Below are 23,217 nucleotides of genomic sequence, written 5' to 3'. Positions count from 1 at the left end.
AGCTATTTCTATCACCATATATACTACGGAAAGACAAATTTTAAGCCTGTTTGACAGTGAGCAGAGATGAAGAGAAAAAAGTGGCACCCCTGCGAAAACAGGAGTGCCATATAAAAGGGAAATCGATGAAAGCTAATTAAAGGGTAACACCATCTTTAAAGATGGGCAAGTCACGCTTGTCCAGCAGTTCAGACTTTGCATGTTTTCTGCCGGAAGCAACATCAACAATAAAGTCGAAGAATTCCCCGGCAACTTCAGTCATGCTTTTGCCTTCCAAAAGCTGGCCGGCATTAAAATCAATCCATCCAGATTTTTTCTGGCTGAGTGCTGTGTTGCTTGAAACTTTAATCGTGGGAACAGGACAAGCAAACGGAGTGCCACGCCCGGTGGTAAACAGCACGATATGCGCACCCGAAATTGCCAGCGCTGTGGAGGCGACCAAATCATTTCCGGGGCCTTGCAGCAAGTTTAATCCCTTATGGGCAACCGGCTGTGCATAACCCAAAACATCCACTACTTTAGCTGTACCACCCTTTTGGATACACCCGAGGGATTTATCCTCCAATGTGGTAATACCGCCGGCTTTATTGCCGGGGGACGGGTTGGAGTCGATCTCCTCCCCATAACGCATAAAGTACTTTTTAAAATCGTTGATTAAATCAACTGTTTTATCGAATGTTGCACGGTCTTTTCCGCGATTCATCAAAATAGTTTCCGCACCGAACATTTCGGGAACCTCAGTTAAAATACTGGTTCCGCCCTGTGCCACCAGCAAATCGGAGAAAGCACCGACCAGCGGGTTTGCGGTGATGCCGGAGAATCCATCCGAACCGCCGCATTTTAGACCAATTACAAGGTCAGACACACTGCATTCTTCCCTGCGGAATTGTGAAGCATAACGACACAACTCTTCCATGAGCTGTACGCCAACCTCAACCTCATCTTCAAATTCCTGGCAAACCATGAACTTCACACGCTCAGAGTCATAATCGCCAATCATTTTCTGCATTTGCTCCATGGTGTTGTTTTCACAACCAAGGCCAACAACCAACACCGCACCCGCATTGGGATGGTGAATCATTCCCGTCAACGCTTTTTGCGTATTGGTATGGTCATCGGAAAGCTGAGAACAGCCATAGGGGTGTGTATAACAGAAGATGCCGTCCAGCTCTGGGGTTAAATATTGCTGAGACTGCAATTCTATCTGTTTTACAATGGAATTCACGCAACCAACCGTTGGAATAATCCAAACCTCGTTGCGAACACCCACTTTTCCGTCTTTTCTGCGGTAACCCTCAAAAGTTTTGGGCGCAATCGCTTCCAATTCATGAAAATCGGGAGTATAAGTGTAATCCAAAAGCTCGCCGAGCGTTGTTTTTACATTGTGGGTGTGTACCCACTCACCGCTTTGAATGTTGCGAGCCGCAGTACCGATGGGAAAGCCGTATTTTACAATCGGCTCTCCCTCGTTCATTTCTTTGAGTGCTATTTTATGGCCGGGTGGCACATCGTTTGCCACCTTCAGCTCTTTGCCATCTACATCGAGCACCGTTCCCGCAGGGATCGGCTGCAATGCAACAATAACGGTGTCTTTGGGGTTAATCTGATAAAACTGCTTCATAAAAGGCTCCTCCGCTTATTTTCCCAGCAGCTTTTTCACAGCGGCTGTCATGCCGTTCGCACGAATGTCTTCCAAGTTTGCAGTTACCTGCTCTGCAAAATCGCCGAACTTGGCCAAATCCTCGCCCCAGAACTCCTCATGGGAAGCAACCGCTTTCACGTACTCTGCAACCGGTAGCTTGCAATGCTTCGCAAAGAAATCCATAACCGGCTCATCATCCTTAAAGCGGTAAGGCTCACCGTCACGCAGGCAGACCATTACGCCGTCTTCCAGCTTTTCAATGGTATAGAAAGCGAGCAGAGCAGCAAAGGAGAAGGTAAGGAATTTCGGTGCTTTACCATTCGCTGCAAACTGGTCTTTAAAGGTAGGCAGAATACGAGACTTCCATTTGGAAACGGAGTTCAATGCGATGGAGAGAATCTCGTGGTCTACAAACGGGTTGTCAAAGCGCTCGAGTACAGAATTTGCAAATGCCTCTGCCTGTTCGCGAGGCAGCTTTACGGTAGGCACAATTTCATCGAATACGGTGCGCTCCATCAGCTCGCGGCACAGGGGATCCTGCATGGCGTCGCGAACAATGTTTTTGCCAGTAAGGTAAGCTGCCAAAACGCAGGAGGTATGCGCACCATTGAGAATACGCACCTTTCTCTCACGGTATGGCTTCTGGTTATCGGTAAAGATAACCTCCATTCCGTCTTTTTCAAGGTGGTCAATCGGCAACTCGCCAGAAATATCTTTGTCGCTCTCAATAACCCAAAGTGCAAACGGCTCGCCGGCATCGAGAAGCTCGTCCTGGTAGCCAAGCTCTTTTTCGCAGATTGCATCGGCTTCCCCTCTGGGGTAACCGCTTACAATACGGTCAACCAAGGTGCTGCAGAACACACAGCTTTCAGCTACCCAGCTCTTAAATTCATCGCCAAGCTGCCACAAATCAATCAGGCGGTTTACGCAGTCGCGCAGCTTTCCGCCGTTATTCTCAATCAACTCTACCGGCAGCATAATGAGGCCCTTATCTTTTGCACCGTTAAACGCGGTGTAACGCTCATGCAAAAATTTGGTGAGCTTGCCGGGGTAGGTATTGGGAGGAGTTAGCTCAAAACGGTCAGTCTCATCATATACAATGCCTGCCTCTGTTGTGTTTGATACGACAAAACGCAGACTGGGGAGCTTTGCCAATGCGGCATATTCCTCATATTCACCGTAAGCATCTACAACCCGATTGATGCAGGTGACCACACGGTTTTCAACAGATGGCTCGCCGTTTTTGCGGCCGCGCAGAGAAACCGTATAAAGATTATTCTGCTTGTGAAAACGCTCCAGAGTACCGAAAGAAATCGGCTTAACCACGGCAACGTCACCGTTAAATGCGCCTTTTTCGTTGGCTACATCAATAAAATAGTCCACAAAGGCTCTCAAAAAATTTCCTTCGCCGAATTGTACGACCTTTATTTCGCAGGGTGTGCGCGAATGAAGCTCCTGAATCTGTTTCATAACAAAGATGACTCCTTTTCACAATGTAAGTGCTTACATTTTTTATTTTAACATTTGAGACTCAAATGTCAATAGGTTTTTCAAAAGCTTTTGGATTAATTGGTTATACACCAAAAAAACCAATTTTAATCGAAATATTTCTTGATTTTTTAGCTACAAAAGGATATACTCAATTGTAAGCCCTTACAAAAGAAGGTGATACCTGCTCTTATGAACATTTATGATATTGCTCAGCGCAGTGGTGTTTCCATTGCGACGGTTTCGCGCGTTATGAACGGCAGTCCCAACGTGAGTGCCGCTACACGTGAAAAAGTATTGGCCGTGATTCAGGAGGAAGAATATATACCGAACGCTTTTGCGCGCGGCCTTAATTTAAACTCCATGAAAATCATTGGAATATTGTGCACCGATATTGCAGATACATTCTACGCAAAGGCAGTTTCTTTAGTAGAAAGCCTTCTGCGGCAAAATGGGTTTGATGCATTGCTGTGCTGTACTGGGAACGACTTAGAAGACAAAAAGAAATACCTTGAGCTGCTTTTGGCCAAACGAGTGGACGCTGTGATACTCATTGGCTCTGCATTTAAAGAAAATGTAGATAATAGCCATATTGAAATTGCTGCCAAGCAGGTTCCCGTTATTATTATTAACGGGCTGGTAGAGTTGCCCGGAACCTATTGTGTTACGTGTGATGAGCAAGCGGCCGTTGCACAAAACGTAGCTCTTTTAAATCGCCAAGGGTACAGTGATATTCTTTATCTTTACGATATTTTAACTTACAGTGGCTGTTCTAAACTCAACGGCTACCGGGATGGCCTAAAGCAGTGCGGCATTCCTGTAAATGAAAGCCTGATTGTTCAGGTACCAAAATCCATTGAGCAAGTAAGGCGCCGTGTTCTTACTCTGTTTGATTCGGGTATTTCTTTTCGAGCTGTGATGGCGTCGGAGGACCTACTGGCGATTGGCGCTATGAAAGCACTGCAAAAACTGAACCTAACGATGCCAGTCATCGGCTTTAATAATTCCATTTTATCGGAAACCTGCTCTCCCTCCCTTACGAGTGTAGATAATATGCTAGACACACTCTGCCCCGCAGCCATTTCTATGCTCACCGGGATTTTGGACGGTAAAAGCGTTCCACAGAAAATGGTGATTTCTGCTACGCTGGTGCAGAGAGATACCTTTCAGGCTAACCCACAATAAAAATGGGCATTCACCGAACGTTCGGTCAACATCCTTGTAAATCTGCCCCACTCTTTTGCAAGGATTCATATACCATGCTGATGAAACAAAAAACTGGAGGCTTAAATCATGAAAAAATTTATGGATGAAGATTTCCTGTTGAGCAATGAAACGGCAAAAACGTTGTACCATGACTACGCAAGCAAAATGCCGATTATCGATTATCATTGCCATATCATTCCGCAAGAAATTGCGGAAGACCGCAAGTTTGATAATATTACGCAGGTTTGGCTGGGAGGCGACCATTACAAGTGGCGTTTGATTCGCTCCTGCGGTGTAAATGAAGACTTGATTACCGGCAAAGGCAGCAGCGACCGTGAGAAGTTCCAGCAATTTGCAGAAAGCCTGCCAAAAGCAATCGGCAATCCCCTCTACCACTGGACTCACTTAGAGCTCCGCCGCTACTTTGGGTATGACGGTGTTCTGAATGCAGACACAGCCGAAGAGGTTTGGAACCTGTGCAACAAAAAGCTACAGGAAGATGGCATGAGTGTTCGCGGCCTGATTAAGCAGTCGAACGTGCGAGCCATTGCAACAACAGATGACCCCATCGATTCCTTGGAATGGCACCAAAAAATTAAGGATGATCCATCCTTTGACGTTAAGGTTGTGCCTGCATGGAGACCGGACAAAGCCATGAATATTAATAAGCCTGGTTTTGCGGAGTATATGCAGCAGCTTTCGCAGGTAAGCGGCGTCTCTATTCAAACCATTGAAGACGTTCGCGCTGCGCTGGAAAAACGCATGGAGTTTTTCGACAGCATGGGCTGCCGTGCCTCTGACCATGGCGTTGATTATATTATGTACAATCCGGCTACGGATGATGAGCTAAATGCCATATTGAAAAAAGGCCTGAATGGCGGAGCACTTACGCAGGAAGAAATCGATCAATATAAGTATGCCATTCTTCTGTTCGTTGGCCGCAAATATGCAAAGCTTGGCTGGGTGATGGAGCTGCATTACGGCGCACTGCGTAGTGTAAACGACCGTATGCTTGACCGCATTGGCGTTGACAGCGGCTTTGATTGTATTGCTACCTACTGCTGTGCAGACACGGCAGCAAAATTCCTCAACGAGCTGGACAAAACCGGCGAGCTTCCCAAAACTATTATTTACCCTCTCAACCCCACAGATAATGCAATGGTTGGCGCACTAATCGGGTGCTTCCAGGGAACGGAAGCCGCAGGCAAGTTGCAGCAGGGCTCCGCTTGGTGGTTTAACGACACCAAAACTGGCATGATTGAGCAGATGACCAGCCTTGCGAACCTGGGTGTTCTCGGTACCTTTGCTGGAATGCTCACAGACTCCAGAAGCTTTTTATCTTACACCCGCCACGAATACTTCCGCCGCATTCTATGCAACCTGATTGGCACATGGGTAGAAAACGGCGAGTACCCGGATGATATTCCGTACCTTGGCAAACTGGTACAGGATATTTCATTCAACAACACCAATCGTTACTTTGAATTCAACGTTTAACCTTTTTCATATTCCTTCTGTTAGAAGAGCCGCCGCAATCATTTGCGGCGGCTCTTCTTTAAGCTAACAAAACCCCATCCGGTTAAAAAAGCGGGATGGGGTTTTCTAGGATAAAACAGCTTATTCTATTGGGCTCGTTTGATATGGCATCGGGTTGTTTCGCCTCTGTGAGAATCGCTCGAGGGCGGTTTGAATCTCTTGCTCACTGAGCGAAAATGGAACTTTCACATTTTCCTCTAATCCATCCATAGCCACTCCGTCAAAAGCATACAACTTCTTTTGTAGTCTCCATAAAAGCTCCAGTTCTTTTTCATCGAAGTCAGCAAAGAGGTCTGCCATTAAGTCTACCGAGATTTTGCCTGCGCAGCTTAGCATTGTTTGCATACCTAGCTCGGTTACACACACATTCACTGCACGCTTGTCTTTTTTGCTAGGGCCAATTGCTACAGATCCCTTTTTCTCAAGGCTAGAAACCAATTGCGTAATATTTTGCTTGGTACTGCCCAACTTATTTGCGATGTTTACAATTGTTGTTTCCTCTTCCGGTAAATGGAGTATCGCCAGAACCGTCATATATTGCCGAGACGTAAAAGGGGTACAGTATTTGTCCCCGGCTGTTTGTAATTTGTTTGAAACAGAAATAAGGCTTGAGTATACTTGCTGCGTTAAATGCAGCAGTCGCATTTCTTTCTCATAATTCACTGCTATGACCTGCCTTTTGAAAATTGGACATCTATGCCGCAACTACTGCACCAATTTTCCGCATTGGTGTTAGAGAATTAGTTGCGCAAGATATTGTATCGTTATACAACGACACTATACGTTTATCAATCCTTATAAAAGGAGTATAACGCTGAATGCTCAAACATTCGCATTGCTCGAACCCTTCAAATAAGAATGCTTTATTATTTCATTGCTGAAAAAATGCAATGGTTTTTTGAAAGGATTCATATTGTCCCTTGGCATTTCCCTCAATGGTACCGCCGGAGGTAAATACTCCGCCATTCATTGGCATTTCTAAGGTAATGCTGATAGGAACCACAAAAGGAACAGGTATCGGGTGGCCCATATCTTTATAAGGCAAAATCTGTACTGAATGCGAGTACTTGTTTTCTTTGAGCACTTGCAGTATTTCTTTGCAGGCATCGTAGCTGTTCCAAATATTATCCTTTTCCCCGTAAATTAATAGAAAATCCGCTTCCGAATTCTCGATTTTTATTCTGGCTTCTTCGCGATTTTCTGCTTTCTCAATGCTTTTTTGATAGGTGCTGGCAAAGCCAAAGGGACCCCCCTCCTGCACCGCTTTTTTCTGCTCTTCAAAGAATATTGCATTATCTACTGGAATAAAAGGAATCGATTTTCCCTGATAAGACCAACTGGAAGCATTCTTGCCGCTCGCGAGGCCATCAAGTGCCTGAAAGCAATATACATGCGGTTCGACTGCGGCAACTTTTTTAATTTGAGGATAACGGGAAGCCAGCAAAAGTGCTAGTTCACCGCCCTTTGAGGTACCGTGTATATAGATTTCTTTCGCTTTTGTGATTTCATTATTCTCTAACCACCGGAAAATGGTTTCAAAGTATTCGAGCGGGACTTCTTCTAATTTTTCTGGCAGCCCCTCTGCCCCAAAATACGGTACGGTTAGCACATTGAATCCCCTGGAGGCAATCGGAGCCGCCATTAAAGAAAGGGCATCCAATTGGCCATCCGACCCACCTAGCATTAAGATTGTTTTCTTAGCAGGTGTTTGGGGGTAAAATAGCACACCGTTAAATTCCGCGTGAATCGGCTTTACAATAAGATTATCGCTTTTAAAACGACGGGTAAGCAAAACTTCACGCTTTTCTGTGGAAGACTCCACTCGTAAATTCATCAGGATGGGTTTTTCAATGCTAATTCCTTGTACAATATTATTCCCTGCAGATTTTGATTGTTTTACTGAATAAATCAGCCCCATACTGTCTGCCGTATGATAGCTTCCCTCGACCGGAACCGCTTCATCAAAATCCACTGTGCCAGATTCATCCACTTGGAAAATAGCGTAAGACGAAAATTCCTCGCCACTACACCAAGGCAGCTCCATAGTAAGGCTTGCCTTTAACTGAGTATTAGCTGGTAGCTCCGAAACGCTAATATGTACTTTTTCATCCACAAAGGCTTCTTTCTTATCAATCGCAATTTTCATCCTTGCTCTCCTTAACAAATAGATTAATGAGGATTCTCTACAATAACCATAACATTGTCTTTATTAAGCGTAGTATAGACCGCATTCTCCATTTAGTCAATATATTTATTAATTAATTTAAAATAAAATAAAAAGCTTGCTGTCTATACCTCCAGACAGCAAGCTCTTACTTTTCACTTCATTAAGTGTATTTATTCATTTTTAGAGAAGAAAATACCCTTCACATCTTGATTCAGAACCGGTGAGGTTACGCAGAGAATCAGCTCTTCCAATGCGGCTAGCGTAGCAAACACGCAAAGAGTTGTTCCGGCGTTAACCCCCAAAAAGGGATAGCCAAACGGCAGGCAAAATAATAGCAGCCCCGCTGCTTTATTGGCATAGGTATGCAAAAAAGCAAATTGCTTATACCGAACATAGTTAACCGCAAGGGAGCAAAGTTTAATTATCGCTATTCCTGCAATCCAACCAAAAAGCCAAATCGGCAGTTTCATTGCTGGAACAAGTCGAAAGAGGAGCACCGCAGTTAATAGAAAATCTGCCACACTGTCTAGCCTTGCTCCTGCAGGGCTGGTGCATTTAAGCTTTCTTGCAAGGTAGCCGTCGAGCATATCGGTAACACCGCAAATGCCGTACAGCACAAAGAACGGTATAGATAAAGGCTCTACAAATAACAGTGGAACGCAAAGAACGATTCGCAGTATCGTGAGCGCGTTCGGCAGATTTTTCATAAAGGGTTATCCTTCTGAGGGCTGTTCCCTCCAGCCCTTGCAAACATCCACCCAGCCAAGAGCACGAGAGCACTCCAGCAATTCTTCACAGGTAAGCTCAATAGCAGAATTGGAGGTTCCGCATGCCGGGTACACCGTGGTAAAACGACGTAAGGATTCATCCAGATACACCTTTGCACCGTCGGGATTATCGAATGGGCAAATTCCACCAACACGGTAGCCTGTTAGTTCCTCTGTTTCTTCCGGTACAAGCATTTTGGCTTTTAAGCCAAAGTGACGCTTGAATGCAGAATTATCAATCTTCCCGTCCCCTGCGGCGACAATTAAGATACAACCGTTTTCATCCTTTAACGAGATGCTCTTGGCAATTCTGGCAGGCTCTACCCCCAGCGCTTGTGCGGCAAGCTCTACCGTAGCGCTGGAAACCTCAAACTCCTGAACCTTATCGTCTTTTCCAAACTGCTGTAAATAATTCCGAACCTTTTCCGTACTCATGGTTGGTAACGCCTCCGTTTTAGCACATTAAGAGCGCTGAGCCCTCATTTCCAAATACTCTTCATACGTTGTCATGCGGTCAACCACACCGTTCTCGGGCAGAATTTCAATAATGCGGTTTGCAACAGTCTGCACAAACTGATGGTCGTGAGAGGAGAAGAGAATAACGCTCTTAAACTCAATCATACCATTATTCACTGCGGTGATGGACTCCAAGTCAAGGTGATTGGTGGGTTGGTCAAGCAACAGCACATTCGAGCCGAACATCATCATGCGCGAAAGCATGCAGCGCACCTTTTCACCACCGGAAAGTACATTTACCTGCTTAAGCACATCTTCACCAGAGAAGAGCATCTTGCCCAAGAAACCACGAAGGTAGGTTTCGGTTGTATCCTTAGAATATTGCTCCAGCCATTTTAAAATGCTTAAATCACAGTCGTTAAAGAACTCTGTGTTATCTTGGGGGAAATACGATTGAGAGGTACTAACACCCCATTTGAAGGTACCTTCGTCCGGCTCAAGCTCTTCCATCAAGATTTTAAACAGAGTGGTAACAGCAATCTTATTTTCTGCTAAGAATGCAATCTTGTCACCCTTGTTTACACGGAACGATACATTGTCGAGTACCTTAACACCATCAATGGTCTTACTCAGGTTTTCTACCGTCAAAATTTCTTTGCCAGGCTCACGGTCCATGGTAAAGCCAACGTAAGGGTAACGACGGGAGGAAGCCGGCATTTCTTCCACGGTGATTTTATCAAGCAGCTTTTTACGAGAAGTAGCCTGCTTGGATTTCGATTTATTTGCAGAGAAGCGCTGAATAAACGCTTGCAGCTCTTTAATTTTATCTTCATTTTTACGATTCTGGTCACGCATCACACGCTGAATGAGCTGGCTTGACTCATACCAGAAGTCGTAGTTACCCACATACATGCGGATTTTAGTAAAATCAATATCAACAATATGCGTACAAATATCATTGAGGAAGTGACGGTCATGTGATACCACAATAACGGTACCCATGTAATCCATCAAAAAGTCTTCTAACCAGTGGATGGAATCGACATCCAAACCGTTGGTAGGCTCGTCCAGCAGAATAATATCGGGCTGGCCGAATAGTGCCTGTGCCAGTAAGATTTTCACCTTTTCTGTTTCTGAAACAGAGCTCATCTCTGCATACAGCAAATCTACTGAAATCCCCAAGCCCTGCAAGAGTTTAGCGGCCTCGGTTTCCGCGTCCCAGCCATTCATTTCAGCAAATTCAGCTTCCAAATCCGCTGCCAAATTACCGTCTTCTTCTGAGAAATCCTCTTTTGCGTATAAGGCATCCTTTTGCTTTGAAACCTCATACAGTCGCGGGTTGCCTTGCAAAACCGTATCAAACACCGTAAAGGCATCAAATGCGTAGTGATCCTGCTTGAGCACCGACATGCGCAGCTTCTTGTCAATTACAACTTCGCCCTTCGTCGGTTCCAGCTCGCCAGACAGGATTTTTAAAAAGGTCGATTTTCCCGCGCCGTTTGCGCCAATCACACCGTAGCAATTGCCCGGGGTAAAGAGCAGGTTAACGCCGGAAAATAAATTCTGTCCGTTAAAGCCCAATCCCAATTCGGATACTGTTATCATGTTCTCGTTTCCTCCGTTATTCTATACCGGCGCGCATATGCCGCCCATTCTATACAAATACCGTTCTATTCTATCATAAAATACCACAATTTCAAAATTTTATTTCCATCTTCGTTACAGCCAACGAACGGGCATTGTTTTTTATACCTGTACTTGTGCAAAACGGCGGGCTTTTGTAAGGCTTTATCAGTAGAAAGCAGCACAATTTTATGGAACAAAAAATGATTTATTTAATACTATTCATTTAAATTCCTAGTAAGTAAATACGGAATACGAAGGATTATTTTTCGAACTTATAATGTGCAGAAGCACCTTCAATTCTATCTAAAAGATTTTTTAAAGCAAAGGTGGTTTCTTCGCTGATGAGATGCTCCATTTTACAAGCGTCTGCGCTAGCTGTTTGTTCATTAACATTGCAACAGTCAATCAACAATTGTCTTAGTAATTGAAACTTTGCAGAAAGAATCTGCCCCTGCTTTTCACCTTCCTGCGTAAGGCAGATTTCACCGTGCAAAGGCTTTATAACAAGCCCTTCTTCTTGTAACGCAGTAACGGCATGATGCACACTGGGCTTTGTAACACCCAAATAATCAGCAAGGTCAATGGAACGCACGAACTTCGTTTGTTCCGACAATCGATATATCGCTTTAAGGTACTCTTCCTTGGAGGGACTGATTTTTTTACCCATCACTGTTTCTCCTTTTATGAATTACAAACAAAAGTGTATACATACCATACGCTTGAATATGCTCATTTGTCTTTCTCTCTGTTTGTTTCATCCGTATTCCTATTTTCTTCCCTATCGGTAAAAGATTGGAATGACGGCAGCATTGGACAACCATAAAGGTAAAGCGGAAATGAAATACAGGAGAGATAAGAATTGCAAACGGCACAGATTGTTTTTTCCTCCTCTTCCATCTCCTTTTGCTTTCTCATATCTTGAGTAACAGAATCGATTTTTTGTGATTTATTCTTTTTAATGTTAGTACCTCCTAACTAAAAGTGATTTAAAAAGTGTATGGATACCATACACTTTGCAAATCTTTTATTCCTCAAAACTTTCTTCAAAAAACTTGATTCGATGAATGAAAGAGGATAAAAAACTGCTTAAAAATTTTATTTCTTGGTCAGAAGCATGATTTAGTTCTTCTTCTACCATACTATTCAAAACGGCATGGTACTGCAAATGGTTGTTATGTGCCGTTCTCCCCTTTTCCGTCAGATTCAAGGAATATCTCGATAAATTAAGCTCATCAATCTCTTTTGTAACCAGAGCCTTTCTCTCCAATTTTTTCAGGATTTCGGATACCGCTCCTTTTGTCACTCCCAATATATCCGCCAAGCCCCCCACATGAATACCGGGATGCTCGGCGATTGCCATTATTACATGTATTTCAGAGTGGAAAATCGGCACATCCGTTCCGTAATATCGAGTCTTTTTATCCAGATCAACTAAGGCTAATGCTAAAAAAAGGGATTGGTTCGCAATTTGAAGTTTGTCATTTTTCATGTCATTCATATCCATAGTATATGGTTGCCATACGCTTTTGTCAAGTCTCTGTAAATCCTCTGTATATTGTGGATTTTACAAATCACTGAGGAAAGTGGAATGACTCAAAACGCACGGACTAGCCGTATGGCAAAGGAATTTACAGCTCTGGCTTTTGCTACTTGAAAAAATGTTCTAACCATGATATATTGAATAAAAGATAACGCAATGAAAAAGGAAAGTACCCAGTTTTTCTCCGACCAGAGAGAGCATGCCATGGGCTGAAAGCATGCTTGCGGGTGAGTATTGGAGAAGTTCCCTTTGGAGCGGCGCTGCTGAACGTATTAAGTAGGCGGCGACGGCAGGCACCGTTAAAGGCTATATAAGAGTTTGATGATTTCAAAAATCAGGGTGGTACCGCGGAGGAGTTTTGCCTTCGTCCCTTTTTCGTAAGGGGCGAAGGCTTTTTTTATTTTTTCCGTTATCAATCCCATTCTAAAATGACACCGAAAGGAAGAATATTCATGAAGCAGCAGCTAGATGCCATCCGCGACAGTGCGGTAAAAGAACTGGCTCAGGCAAAGGGACAGCAGGTTCTGGAAACACTTCGGGTAAAATACCTGGGCAAAAAGGGCGAGCTGACCACAATTTTAAAGCAAATGGGCGGCCTAAGTGCAGAAGAACGCCCGGTTGTAGGCCAAATGGCAAACCAGGTTCGTGCAATGATTGAGGAGGAGCTTACAAAGCGCGCCGCCGATTTAAAAGAACAAGTCTTACAGGCACGCTTGGAGCAAGAAAAGCTAGATGTCACTCTTCCCGGTAAGCACCACGAGACCGGTGCAAAACATCCTCTTTCCATTGTACGCGAAGAAATTGAAGAAATATTTGTTGGAATGGGTTTTGAAATTGTTGACGGCCCCGAGGTTGAGTACGATTACTACAACTTTGAGGCATTGAACATTCCCAAGAACCACCCCTCCCGTGATACACAGGACACGTTCTATATTAACGACAATATTGTTCTGCGTACGCAAACCTCACCGGTACAGGTTCGCGTCATGGAAAAGAAAGAGCCTCCCATTCGCATCATCTCTCCCGGTCGTGTGTATCGTTCCGACACGGTAGATGCAACCCACTCCCCATTATTTAACCAAATTGAAGGGCTTGTTGTAGACAAGGGCATCACCTTTGCGAATCTAAAGGATACGCTCGAAACCTTCGTGAAGCGTTTGTATGGGGAAGACTCCGTTGTTCGCTTCCGCCCGCACCACTTCCCATTTACAGAACCCTCTGCTGAGGTGGATGTGCAGTGCTTTAACTGCCACGGTGAGGGCTGCCGCCTATGCAAGGGCGAGGGCTGGATTGAAATTTTGGGCTGTGGCATGGTACACCCCAAGGTGCTTTCCAACTGCGGAATAGACCCTGAGGTATACAGCGGCTTTGCGCTGGGTATGGGCCTTGAGCGTGTGGTCATGCGCCGTTACAGCATAGACGACCTGCGTTTGTTCTATGAGAACGACATTCGATTCTTAAAGCAGTTTTAGGAGGTGAGCCAATATGAATCTTTCAATGAAATGGTTAAATGAATTTGTACCAATGGACCCCATGCCAATGCGTGATTTCGCAGAAGCGGTTACAATCTCCGGCTCTAAAGTGGAAGAATACCATACAGAGGGTGCCGATATTGATAAAGTCGTGGTAGGCCGTGTGCTTTCCATTACCCCCCACCCCGATTCGGATCATCTACTCATTTGCTCGGTAGATGTCGGTCAGGCAGAGCCGCTCCAAATTGTAACTGGTGCGCAAAACTTAAAGGAAAACGACCTAGTACCCGCAGCACTGCACGGCTCTACTCTGCCAAACGGTATTAAGATTAAAAAGGGCAAGCTGCGCGGTGTAGAAAGCTTTGGTATGCTGTGCTCGCTAGGCGAGCTTGGCCTTACGACTGGTGATTTTCCGTATGCCATTGAAGACGGCATCTTTGTTTTGCAGGAAGACTGCAAGCCCGGCGACTCCATTCAGGAGGCCATCGGCTTTAACGATACAAAGGTTGAGTTTGAAATTACCTCGAACCGCCCCGATTGCTTCTCTGTGATTGGCCTAGCTCGTGAAGCCGCCGCAACCTTCCAAAAGCCGCTTAACCTGCACACTCCGGTGGTTAAGGGCGGCAACGGAAGCGGTAAAGAGCTGTTGAGCGTTGCGATAGAGGCGAACGACCTTTGCTCCGTTTACAGTGCACGTATCGTTAAAAATGTTCGGGTAAAGCCCTCTCCCCGCTGGCTGCGCGAGCGCCTGCGTGTGATGGGCGTAAGACCCATCAATAATATTGTAGACATTACAAACTATGTCATGCTCGAGTACGGCCAGCCCATGCACGCCTTTGATTTGCGCTTTGTAGAGCAGGGCAAAATCTGCGTTCGCCGTGCAAAAGATGGTGAGGAAATCACTACGCTGGATGGTGTGGAACGCAAGCTGAACCAAAGCAATTTGGTGATTGCCGACGCAGTCAAGCCCATCGCCGTTGCCGGTGTAATGGGCGGCGAATTCAGCGGAATTATGGACGATACAACCACTATAGTGTTTGAGTCTGCCTGCTTTGATGCCGTATCCGTTCGTTTAACCGCAAAAGCGCTTGGAATGCGAACCGATTCCTCTTCGCGCTTTGAAAAAGGACTTGACCACAATAACTGCCTGCCCGCATTAGACCGTGCTTGCGAGCTTGTGGAACTACTCGACGCAGGTGATGTAACGGACGATGTGCTGATGGATGGTAAGATTCATGTTCAGCCCTTGCGCATTCCGCTCGAAGCAGACTGGATTAACCGTTTCCTTGGCTGTGAACTGAAAAAGGAGCAAATGGTAGAGATTTTAAACCGCATTGGCTGCCAAGTGGAAGGCGAAACTGTGGTTGTTCCCACCTTCCGCCCCGATTTACAGCACAAAGCAGACATCGCGGAGGAAGTTGCCCGTTTTTATGGGTATAATAATATACCAAGCCAAACTCTTCCCGGCGGTGCGCAAGGTAAATACAGCGCACGCCAGCAGTTTGATGCTGCGGTGAACAACACCATGCTGGCTTTGGGATTGAGTGAGATTACCACGTATTCGTTTATCAGCCCCAAATATTACGATAAAATTCGGATGCCTGCAGATTCGCCCCTGCGCCGCTCCGTCGTGATTTCAAACCCGCTTGGGGAAGACACGAGCATTATGCGCACGGTGGCACTGCCCTCCATGATGGAGATTCTCGCAAAGAACTACAACAACCGCAACGCTGCGGCTGCTTTCTTTGAACCCGCCAGAGAATACCTGCCCACCGAGCCGGATAAGCTCCCCATTGAGCGCCGCGTACTGGTTGGTGGCCTGTATGGGAACGATGCCGATTTCTTTACGATGAAGGGCATCGTGGAAGATTTGCTTAAGGAATTAGACGTTACCGGGTGGGACATTGCCGCCACCTCCAACGAACCTAGCTACCACCCCGGCCGTTGTGCCATTCTTACCATCGACGGTGATAAATTGGGTGTTATGGGTGAAATTCACCCGCAGGTACAGGAGAATTACGGCATTGGTGAGCGTGTGTACAGCTTTACGCTTGATATGGACGTGATGTACGCACATGCCAGATTAGAGAAGCAGTACACTCCTCTGCCTAAGTTCCCGGCAGTTACCCGCGACTTGGCACTCATCTGCAATGATGAAATTCCGGTCAACGACCTGCAAAAGGCCATCATTCGTGGCGCAGGCAAACTGCTTGAGAACGTTCGCCTGTTCGATGTTTACAAAGGCGAGCAGATTGAAGCCGGTAAAAAGAGTGTGGCGTTCAGCTTGGTACTACGCTCCGGCGACGGCACGCTGAATGAAGAAACCACCGGTTCTGTTATGAAAAAGGTGTTTGCAGAGCTAGAGAAAATCGGCGTAAACCTGCGGTCTTAATTTGGGATTCGTCATACTTTATTCCCAATTTTGTAATGAATTCCTCTTGTTTTCCACCGTGAAATATTGTATGATTACGTTACTGGAGGTGTATCCATGTTCGATAAAACGATGACTTTTTCCTTTCCCGGCGACCGTGAGGAGGATATTAAAAACATTCTTACAACCGTCTACGATTCCTTAAAAGAGAAAGGATATAACCCGATTAACCAAATCGTAGGGTACATTCTCTCCGAGGATCCTACGTATATTACGGCGCATAACAATGCCCGTAGCCTCATTCGCCGCATTGACCGTGACGAGCTGTTACAGGTACTGTTAAAATCCTATTTAGGGGAATAATATAACAGCAAAACTTTGCGGCACATTTATATAATTACAGGAAAGCCAGCGCTCAGCGCTGGCTTTCTATTTTTTGCCTATGCAAAATTATTTACCATGGTAGCCAAAATGTTTCTCTGCGCTAATCGACTTTTTTTCCAAACTTTGATGCACACCTTCACTGGATGTGTCATAAGCTATGCAGCTCCATAGCTCCACTCTCTTAAAAACACAAAGGCGGACACCGCCAACAGTATCCGCCTTTGTGTTTTACATATCTATAAGGGCTTATGAACAAATGAATAAAAGATTTTAAGTATCACAACATGCAAGCCACTCAAGGTTCCAATTCATTTTCATCATAATAATTGACGTTAGAAAGGTACGATTCCCAATAAGGTGGCGATTACCAACGCAGTGATACCTGCCGGCCATAAAAACATAATATTGTACTTAATGTGTGAGCCAATTGATGTTTCAGATAAACCGATGGTTACATAGGTCGTTGGGTGACAGGGGCTAATTACCGCTCCATAAGAAGCACCCAGCATAAATGCCGTACCTACCTCTACCGCTGAAATACCAAAACCTGCTGCTATTTGGACCACGACTGGCATTAAGCCAAGGTACAACGAATTAGAGCCCAACGCCATAATTAAAGGAACACCAAAAAATGCTAATATCCAGTGCATATGGGGAGCAAGAAAACTCGGCAATACTTGAACCAAAACGGTTGCCATTGAGCCAATCATTCCAGACTCTTTTGCTATACCAAGAAAAATACCTACCGAAAACAATGTAACCGTCATAGGAACGGCTTCTCCGCCAAGCTGCTTGATTTTTTTGCGCTGTGTTTTAGCAATGGGATAGTTTACAATCAGGCCAATAGCAAGAGCCACCATAAACAGAATGTATTTAGGAGAAACACCAGTAAACAAGCTGCTAATCAATGCTAAGGTTAATATAACATTGAACACATACTTCTTTCTGCTAATAGCCTCTTTCTGTTCTTCTTCCTGCTCTATTTCCACATGCAGTTTCCCACTGTCTGTTAGGCCCGCACCTGTTTTCTTTTGATACCAGATATGTGCAAATACCAGAACGGGCATTAGACAGACCAAAATCATGATACCAGGAAATGCCTGTGCATATAAGTCAGGCAGCTCCACATTCAAACCCGTGGCGCAAAGCAGGGGCGGGCCCGCCCAAGGAGTAAGATTCATAAAAATCGATGCCGCCATCAAACCAATAATAGATTCTTTGCGCATATTGAGCTTCTTTACAATCGGCAAAAATGCCGGGATTACGATTAAAGCAGTGGTGCTTCCACCACCATCAATACTGGCCACCACTGCAGTAGCAGCAATTGCAATACACACAGCAGCCACACTGTTCCCCGTCTTTTTCATCATGAATTTTACCATCGGGTCGAACAACCCAATATCACCCATCATGCTGAAATATGTAATAGAGAACAATAGAATCAATGTATTATTGATAACTGAAGACATGCCCGAAACTATGAATTTACTGATTTCTGGTATGCCAAACCCAGCACATAGTGCAGCGATAATTGGCAGAACAATAAAAGCAACCGGAGCAGATACCTTTTCCTGTATCAGCAGGAACATAATCGTTATAATTAACAAGGCTCCAATTAATGCTAACATAAACAAAACTCCTCAATTCATTTCGAATAACAGACACCGAGATTCTTTTTCAGGACAGCATGATAAGAATATTTACAAATAATCTTCTGTTCCCCCTCCTCAATTTTTAATCTTTTTAATTACCGCACTTATCAAAGCCCCTTCGTTCAATTTCTCGACCATCTATTTATAAAAAGCGGAAACCTTTAGTTCCCGTTCTCAATAAACTCCTTAAATTTATCGGTAAGCGTATCAATGGTATCTGCCCACTCATTGGGGTCAATAAATGGGTTGCTGTCGGGATTCTTCTTTAGAAGTTCCAATTTTTCCAAGGTTTTGTTCTGTGCTGGGTGATTTCCCAGCGTAATATCAACCAATTCATTTCGCACCTTTTGCAGGGAGTTCAAAAAGTCCCGACGAGCAGTAAGGGGCCTGCCAAGCTCTGTGAGTGCTTGCTGGTAGAGTGTGTTAAACCCCATTCCTCCAAAATAGCCAATGTGGTACATTTTTTCATGGTCCTCCATATCAAAGAAGAAGGACATCACACCATCCGAATGACCAGGTGTTTCAACACAACGAATCGAAATATTGCCAAGCTGAATGATTTGGCCGTCCGCTAACTCAATATCCGGCGTAAATGGATACGCATACGGATTGGGGCTGGCATGCATAAATACGCGCTCCGGATATTTTCGGAATACCTCTGCACCCGCTCTGCTGATTACAAGCTTGCAGCCATACAGGGTTTTAAAATCATTTGCCGCACCAATGTGGTCGAAATGCTCATGAGAATGAATTAGGTATTTAATATCACTAGGGGAATACCCGAGCTCCCACACAGCTTGCACCATTAAATGAACGGTATGCTGAAACCCGGAATCAAAAACAATTAATCCATCACCCGTATCAATTAAATGAGAGCAAACCTTTTGATCGCCAATATAGTACAGGTTATCTATGATCCGAAAAGGATGTACATAGTACTTACTGGGGTTTCTATAATAATCTTCATATTTTGTAGCCTGTATTTTTGAGATTTCGGCATAATTTACTTTGTACTTTTCTAAATCCAATTGAGTGCCCACCTTTATAATTTAAATAAAAATTAATAACCATTTGCTTGTGTTTTATTATAATTCGACTTCTTTCATAACTCAAATTCATATATCTTTATATTTCATAGCTAAAAAGAATAAATATGGTACTATATATAAAGAAACGGCATTTCATTTGTTGAATTAATAAAAAAAGCCACCGACCAGAAAGTCAGTGACTTTTGAAACATTCTATTCTTACTTCTACTCCGAAAAGACAACAGAAGCAAAAACTACTTTGCAGCCAATCTCATTCAATTTTACGGTTATGGCATTCCTTTATTATTTGTACAAGGGTCTTTTCAGGGTAACTCAGATCTCTTCCCTTCTGAGATACAACCGCAATTCTCATAATCGCATTCTCATCTTCTGTACAAAGGTATCTATGTGTTTGCTCTACATTACCTGTATTATACGGGATGGACGGAACTAAGGCTATGCCCAGACCCATTCTCACAGCCAATAAGATTAAATTAACCGTCATAATCTCCAGTGTAATAGGAGGAGAAATATCGAATTGCTTAAAATAATCGCGAGCATATCGTCCCGATTTTAAGTTTTCACCCGCGATAACGAATGGTTCGTTCATCCAGTACCTGTTCTCTATGAACGGAAAATTTCGGTTTTCCTGTTGCTTTGCCATCGTAATAATAGGAGAATCTGCTGGGACTGCTAATACCATTTCTTCTTCGCCAATCAAATCATAATGAAGATGTGGCTTCTCCTCCGAGTAATTGATAAAGAGAATATCTTGTTCCCCTTGCTCCAGCTTTTTTAACAAACTAGCAGTACTATTAAAATCGATTAGTACCTTAATATGGGGAAATTGCTCTTGAAATTTGGGCAAAACCATCGAGATAATGAATTCGCCCCGGCTGTAGGGTGCGCCTAAATGAATTTCACCATGTTTGTGGTTGACCAGATTATGAATATCGTCCGCAATTTGTTCCTTTAAGTTTACAATGCTCTGAGCCTTTTCTACGTAACATTTCCCCGCAGGGGTTAAAGAAAATTGCTTTCCCATACGGTAAAATAATGGTGTGCCCAATTCTTCTTCCATTTTTTGAAGAAATTTGCTCAATGAAGGCTGTGAGATGTAAAGGCGGTTAGCTGCCTTTGTAATGCTATTTTGCTTCGCGATTTCCAGAACATATTCAAAATCTCGCACATTCATGACAACCGTTTCCTCTCTTCTTTGTGGGTATAAAAGCTACCTAACAGAATAGGAGATATTCGGTTTTATGTCAAGAATGAATATCAAAAGCCACTCTAATAAGCAATAGAGAGGGCCGTGAATCATGATAGATGGCAAGCTTTGGCTCTACTATAAAAACGAAAAGACGAACACTGAAACAGTGTTCGTCTTTTCCACATTTATAAATTAGCTTGCTGCTATATTCGATTACAGTAAACCCATCAAATTAAATGAAAGAATTAAACCGGAGAATACAATCGAAACGGTTGAGCAGAGTTTAATCAAAATATTGAGGGACGGTCCAGAGGTATCTTTAAAAGGATCGCCAACCGTATCGCCTACCACAGCCGCTTTATGGCAATCGGAGCCTTTTCCGCCATGGTGACCAGCCTCAATGTATTTTTTAGCATTATCCCAGGCACCACCGGCGTTGGACATAAATACTGCCATCGCAAAACCGGTAACGGATACACCACCCAAAAGACCAACAACACCTTCCGCGCCCAAAATAAGGCCGGTTAGTATTGGTACAATAATTGCCAACAAAGCGGGGGCAACCATTTGGCGCAATGCGCCTTTTGTGCAAAGACTAACGCAGGCTTCATAGTCAGGCTCTGTTTTGCCTTCCATAATACCAGCGATTTCTTTGAACTGGCGGCGAACTTCCATAACAATAGACTCTGCAGCAATCTGCACTGCACTCATGGTAAAGGCAGAGAACACAAAGGCAAGCATAGCACCAATAAACAAACCAACCAACACAGTGGGGTTGGTTAAGGAAAGATCCATTGTAAATCCTTTTTCGTTCACAATATTTACATAAGAGACTAATAGTGCCAAAGCAGTTAAAGAGGCAGAACCAATGGCAAAGCCCTTACCTGTTGCAGCCGTTGTATTACCAAGGGAATCGAGTGCATCGGTACGCTCGCGCACCTGCTCGGGCAGGCCAGCCATCTCGGCAATACCGCCAGCATTATCTGCAACCGGGCCATAAGCATCCGTCGCCAGTGTAATGCCCAATGTGGAAAGCATTCCCACAGCGGCAATACCAATGCCGTACAGGCCCAAGTTGTAGCTGGTTCCTCCACCAGCAGCAAAGAAGCTGATGATAACTGCTGCAACAACAATGAGGATAGAAGCCGCAGTGGAGCGCATTCCCAAAGACAAGCCGCCAATGATTACGGTTGCGGAGCCAGTCTCAGACGAAGCGGCAAGATCTTGAGTGGGCTTATAAGTATCAGACGTATAGTATTCTGTAAAATAGCCAATCGCGCAGCCACCAATCAGGCCACACAGAATTGCTACATAAACGCCCCAACTTCCAACAGTGTAATACGTTAGGGGAGCTGCGGCTACGGCAGACAATACCGCCGCCAAATAAGTACCAGTGCGCAGGGAAGTAAGTAGTGATTTTTGGGTTGCATCTTCCTTTGTTTTTACAAAGAAAGAACCAATAATGGAACAAGCAATACCACACACTGCAAGCAGCATCGGCAAAAGCATTCCAGCAAACCCATAACCAGCAGCAGCAGCCAAAGCAAAGGTGGCTAAGATAGAACCAACATAAGACTCATAGAGGTCTGCACCCATTCCAGCTACATCGCCTACATTATCGCCAACATTATCTGCAATGGTAGCGGGGTTACGGGGGTCATCCTCCGGAATACCGGCTTCTACCTTACCCACCAAGTCAGCGCCAACGTCTGCCGCTTTGGTGTAGATTCCTCCGCCAACACGCGCAAACAGTGCCATAAAGGAAGCACCCATGCCGTTCATAACCATAATATTACCAAGCTGAGTTGCATCGGTAATATTAAAACCATAATGCAGCACATGGAACCAGATGGAAATATCTAATATTCCCAAGCCTACCACAGTAAAGCCCATAACCGAGCCGGAAGAAAACGCAACACGCAAGCCCTTATTTAAGCTTTCAGAGGCAGCCTGAGCTGTACGAGCATTGGCGTTGGTAGCTATTTTCATACCGATAAGGCCTGCGAGCATCGACCAAATACCGCCCGATAGAAAAGCGAACGGTGTAAATTTCGAGAGCATTTGACCATCTGTAAAAAATGCCATTCCTAACAGAATAAGAAATACAACCACAAACACTTTCGCTACCGCAGAGTATTGCTGCTTTAAATACGCATTTGCACCTTTACGAATGGACGCCGCTATCTTTTTCATTTCAGCGGTACCCTCTGAATATTTCATTACTTTTTTTTCTTGCATAAATGCAAAAAAAATCGCCAGGATAAACCCGACAAAACCAACCCAAAACAAATTTTGCATTGGGATTCCCTCCTTTTTTCTTCTCAAGTCCTAAACAATTGATGAAACAGTTCAGTTTCTTCTCTTTTCTCATAATGGAGTTGCCGCTTTCCTCCTTTCATATAAATGTTGATAGTTATTTTCGTAACAAAAAAAGGATGGATGCTTCAAACGAAGCCTCCACCCTAAGCTACAAATCTTGAAAACAGCTATCATAAATACATGAAAACTGCCCAACCGGAAAAGAGATATTTAATTGTGCTAATTCTACAACTTTTATTTCTTTTTGTCAACAGTTTTCAACAAGCTTTCGCAATATTTATTGATTCCATTTTGGGATAAATGTTAATTTATTTCATTCCTACCAAAAAATAATGAATAAAAAAAGCCCGCAC

The 23,217-nt window shown here is 44.3% G+C and carries 18 protein-coding genes and 1 other annotated feature; of the genes, 5 read left to right on the top strand and 13 right to left on the bottom strand.

All coding sequences use genetic code 11. The features are described 5' to 3' along the window. Positions 1 to 136 precede the first annotated feature (136 nt). Together CAN90_RS05865 and CAN90_RS05860 are read right to left on the bottom strand one after the other, a co-directional pair. Positions 137 to 1,621 carry a UxaA family hydrolase gene (locus tag CAN90_RS05865; RefSeq protein ID WP_085832919.1) on the bottom strand — a complete coding sequence of 495 codons (1,485 nt, stop codon included), beginning with the start codon at positions 1,619 to 1,621 and terminating at the stop codon, positions 137 to 139. Positions 1,622 to 1,636: 15 nt separating this feature from the next. Beyond that, positions 1,637 to 3,112: a tagaturonate reductase gene (locus CAN90_RS05860; protein ID WP_085832918.1), complete on the bottom strand. Its 1,476-nt coding sequence runs from the start codon at positions 3,110 to 3,112 to the stop codon at positions 1,637 to 1,639. Positions 3,113 to 3,322: 210 nt separating this feature from the next. Between CAN90_RS05860 and CAN90_RS05855 the strand changes: the two genes are divergently transcribed. Beyond that, complete coding sequence (locus CAN90_RS05855) at positions 3,323 to 4,315, top strand: LacI family DNA-binding transcriptional regulator (protein ID WP_085832917.1); 993 nt, start codon at positions 3,323 to 3,325, stop codon at positions 4,313 to 4,315. 108 nt (positions 4,316 to 4,423) lie between these two features. Then, on the top strand, positions 4,424 to 5,833 hold the full coding sequence (uxaC, locus tag CAN90_RS05850) for a glucuronate isomerase (protein ID WP_085832916.1): 1,410 nt from the start codon (positions 4,424 to 4,426) through the stop codon (positions 5,831 to 5,833). A 120-nt stretch (positions 5,834 to 5,953) separates the two neighbouring features. Here uxaC and CAN90_RS05845 read toward each other — a convergent pair whose 3' ends face one another. The 7 genes from CAN90_RS05845 to CAN90_RS05810 form a co-directional block, all read right to left on the bottom strand. Beyond that, positions 5,954 to 6,535, bottom strand: a complete 582-nt coding sequence (locus CAN90_RS05845; protein WP_085832915.1) for a MarR family winged helix-turn-helix transcriptional regulator — start codon at positions 6,533 to 6,535, stop codon at positions 5,954 to 5,956. A gap of 208 nt (positions 6,536 to 6,743) precedes the next feature. Further along, complete coding sequence (locus CAN90_RS05840; RefSeq protein ID WP_085832914.1) at positions 6,744 to 8,018, bottom strand: acyl-CoA thioesterase/bile acid-CoA:amino acid N-acyltransferase family protein; 1,275 nt, start codon at positions 8,016 to 8,018, stop codon at positions 6,744 to 6,746. A 191-nt stretch (positions 8,019 to 8,209) separates the two neighbouring features. Beyond that, on the bottom strand, positions 8,210 to 8,746 hold the full coding sequence (locus CAN90_RS05835; RefSeq protein ID WP_085832913.1) for a CDP-alcohol phosphatidyltransferase family protein: 537 nt from the start codon (positions 8,744 to 8,746) through the stop codon (positions 8,210 to 8,212). Positions 8,747 to 8,752: 6 nt separating this feature from the next. After that, positions 8,753 to 9,241 carry a YbaK/EbsC family protein gene (locus tag CAN90_RS05830; protein WP_085832912.1) on the bottom strand — a complete coding sequence of 163 codons (489 nt, stop codon included), beginning with the start codon at positions 9,239 to 9,241 and terminating at the stop codon, positions 8,753 to 8,755. Positions 9,242 to 9,268: 27 nt separating this feature from the next. Continuing rightward, positions 9,269 to 10,867, bottom strand: coding sequence for an ABC-F family ATP-binding cassette domain-containing protein (locus CAN90_RS05825; protein WP_085832911.1), 1,599 nt, complete (start codon positions 10,865 to 10,867; stop codon positions 9,269 to 9,271). A gap of 280 nt (positions 10,868 to 11,147) precedes the next feature. Beyond that, positions 11,148 to 11,555 carry a metal-dependent transcriptional regulator gene (locus CAN90_RS05820; protein ID WP_085832910.1) on the bottom strand — a complete coding sequence of 136 codons (408 nt, stop codon included), beginning with the start codon at positions 11,553 to 11,555 and terminating at the stop codon, positions 11,148 to 11,150. Positions 11,556 to 11,912: 357 nt separating this feature from the next. Continuing rightward, on the bottom strand, positions 11,913 to 12,392 hold the full coding sequence (locus tag CAN90_RS05810) for a MarR family winged helix-turn-helix transcriptional regulator (RefSeq protein ID WP_423236544.1): 480 nt from the start codon (positions 12,390 to 12,392) through the stop codon (positions 11,913 to 11,915). Positions 12,393 to 12,575: 183 nt separating this feature from the next. Further along, positions 12,576 to 12,803, top strand: a binding site (T-box leader). A 77-nt stretch (positions 12,804 to 12,880) separates the two neighbouring features. Here CAN90_RS05810 and pheS point away from each other — a divergent pair. From pheS to CAN90_RS05795, 3 genes are all read left to right on the top strand, one after another. Then, on the top strand, positions 12,881 to 13,900 hold the full coding sequence (gene pheS, locus CAN90_RS05805; RefSeq protein WP_085832908.1) for a phenylalanine--tRNA ligase subunit alpha: 1,020 nt from the start codon (positions 12,881 to 12,883) through the stop codon (positions 13,898 to 13,900). 13 nt (positions 13,901 to 13,913) lie between these two features. After that, positions 13,914 to 16,292, top strand: coding sequence for a phenylalanine--tRNA ligase subunit beta (gene pheT / locus CAN90_RS05800; protein WP_085832907.1), 2,379 nt, complete (start codon positions 13,914 to 13,916; stop codon positions 16,290 to 16,292). A 96-nt stretch (positions 16,293 to 16,388) separates the two neighbouring features. Then, positions 16,389 to 16,634: an IreB family regulatory phosphoprotein gene (locus CAN90_RS05795; RefSeq protein ID WP_085832906.1), complete on the top strand. Its 246-nt coding sequence runs from the start codon at positions 16,389 to 16,391 to the stop codon at positions 16,632 to 16,634. 353 nt (positions 16,635 to 16,987) lie between these two features. Here the strand turns inward: CAN90_RS05795 and CAN90_RS05790 are convergent, their stop codons facing one another. The 4 genes from CAN90_RS05790 to CAN90_RS05775 form a co-directional block, all read right to left on the bottom strand. Beyond that, on the bottom strand, positions 16,988 to 18,283 hold the full coding sequence (locus CAN90_RS05790) for an SLC13 family permease (RefSeq protein ID WP_085832905.1): 1,296 nt from the start codon (positions 18,281 to 18,283) through the stop codon (positions 16,988 to 16,990). A 185-nt stretch (positions 18,284 to 18,468) separates the two neighbouring features. Next, complete coding sequence (locus CAN90_RS05785; RefSeq protein ID WP_159450359.1) at positions 18,469 to 19,335, bottom strand: MBL fold metallo-hydrolase; 867 nt, start codon at positions 19,333 to 19,335, stop codon at positions 18,469 to 18,471. A gap of 271 nt (positions 19,336 to 19,606) precedes the next feature. Beyond that, the gene (locus CAN90_RS05780) at positions 19,607 to 20,530 is read right to left on the bottom strand and encodes a LysR family transcriptional regulator (protein ID WP_085832903.1); all 924 of its coding nucleotides are present in this window, start codon (positions 20,528 to 20,530) and stop codon (positions 19,607 to 19,609) included. 228 nt (positions 20,531 to 20,758) lie between these two features. After that, the gene (locus tag CAN90_RS05775; RefSeq protein WP_085832902.1) at positions 20,759 to 22,843 is read right to left on the bottom strand and encodes a sodium-translocating pyrophosphatase; all 2,085 of its coding nucleotides are present in this window, start codon (positions 22,841 to 22,843) and stop codon (positions 20,759 to 20,761) included. Between the last annotated feature and the right edge of the window lie 374 nt (positions 22,844 to 23,217).

The organism is Clostridium merdae (genome assembly GCF_900176635.1).
Classification (GTDB): domain Bacteria; phylum Bacillota; class Clostridia; order Oscillospirales; family Acutalibacteraceae; genus Faecalispora; species Faecalispora merdae.
The sequence above is the reverse complement of the archived record's forward strand: the minus strand, read 5'-3'. Positions and strand labels throughout refer to the sequence as shown.

Coding starts and splice junctions, on each gene's coding strand:
- CAN90_RS05865 (WP_085832919.1), bottom strand. CDS start 1,621: ATGAAGCAGTTTTATCAGATTAACCCCAAAGACACCGTTATTGTTGCA.
- CAN90_RS05860 (WP_085832918.1), bottom strand. CDS start 3,112: ATGAAACAGATTCAGGAGCTTCATTCGCGCACACCCTGCGAAATAAAG.
- CAN90_RS05855 (WP_085832917.1), top strand. CDS start 3,323: ATGAACATTTATGATATTGCTCAGCGCAGTGGTGTTTCCATTGCGACG.
- uxaC (WP_085832916.1), top strand. CDS start 4,424: ATGAAAAAATTTATGGATGAAGATTTCCTGTTGAGCAATGAAACGGCA.
- CAN90_RS05840 (WP_085832914.1), bottom strand. CDS start 8,018: ATGAAAATTGCGATTGATAAGAAAGAAGCCTTTGTGGATGAAAAAGTA.
- CAN90_RS05835 (WP_085832913.1), bottom strand. CDS start 8,746: ATGAAAAATCTGCCGAACGCGCTCACGATACTGCGAATCGTTCTTTGC.
- CAN90_RS05830 (WP_085832912.1), bottom strand. CDS start 9,241: ATGAGTACGGAAAAGGTTCGGAATTATTTACAGCAGTTTGGAAAAGAC.
- CAN90_RS05825 (WP_085832911.1), bottom strand. CDS start 10,867: ATGATAACAGTATCCGAATTGGGATTGGGCTTTAACGGACAGAATTTA.
- CAN90_RS05820 (WP_085832910.1), bottom strand. CDS start 11,555: ATGGGTAAAAAAATCAGTCCCTCCAAGGAAGAGTACCTTAAAGCGATA.
- CAN90_RS05810 (WP_423236544.1), bottom strand. CDS start 12,392: ATGGATATGAATGACATGAAAAATGACAAACTTCAAATTGCGAACCAA.
- pheS (WP_085832908.1), top strand. CDS start 12,881: ATGAAGCAGCAGCTAGATGCCATCCGCGACAGTGCGGTAAAAGAACTG.
- pheT (WP_085832907.1), top strand. CDS start 13,914: ATGAATCTTTCAATGAAATGGTTAAATGAATTTGTACCAATGGACCCC.
- CAN90_RS05795 (WP_085832906.1), top strand. CDS start 16,389: ATGTTCGATAAAACGATGACTTTTTCCTTTCCCGGCGACCGTGAGGAG.
- CAN90_RS05790 (WP_085832905.1), bottom strand. CDS start 18,283: ATGTTAGCATTAATTGGAGCCTTGTTAATTATAACGATTATGTTCCTG.
- CAN90_RS05780 (WP_085832903.1), bottom strand. CDS start 20,530: ATGAATGTGCGAGATTTTGAATATGTTCTGGAAATCGCGAAGCAAAAT.
- CAN90_RS05775 (WP_085832902.1), bottom strand. CDS start 22,843: ATGCAAAATTTGTTTTGGGTTGGTTTTGTCGGGTTTATCCTGGCGATT.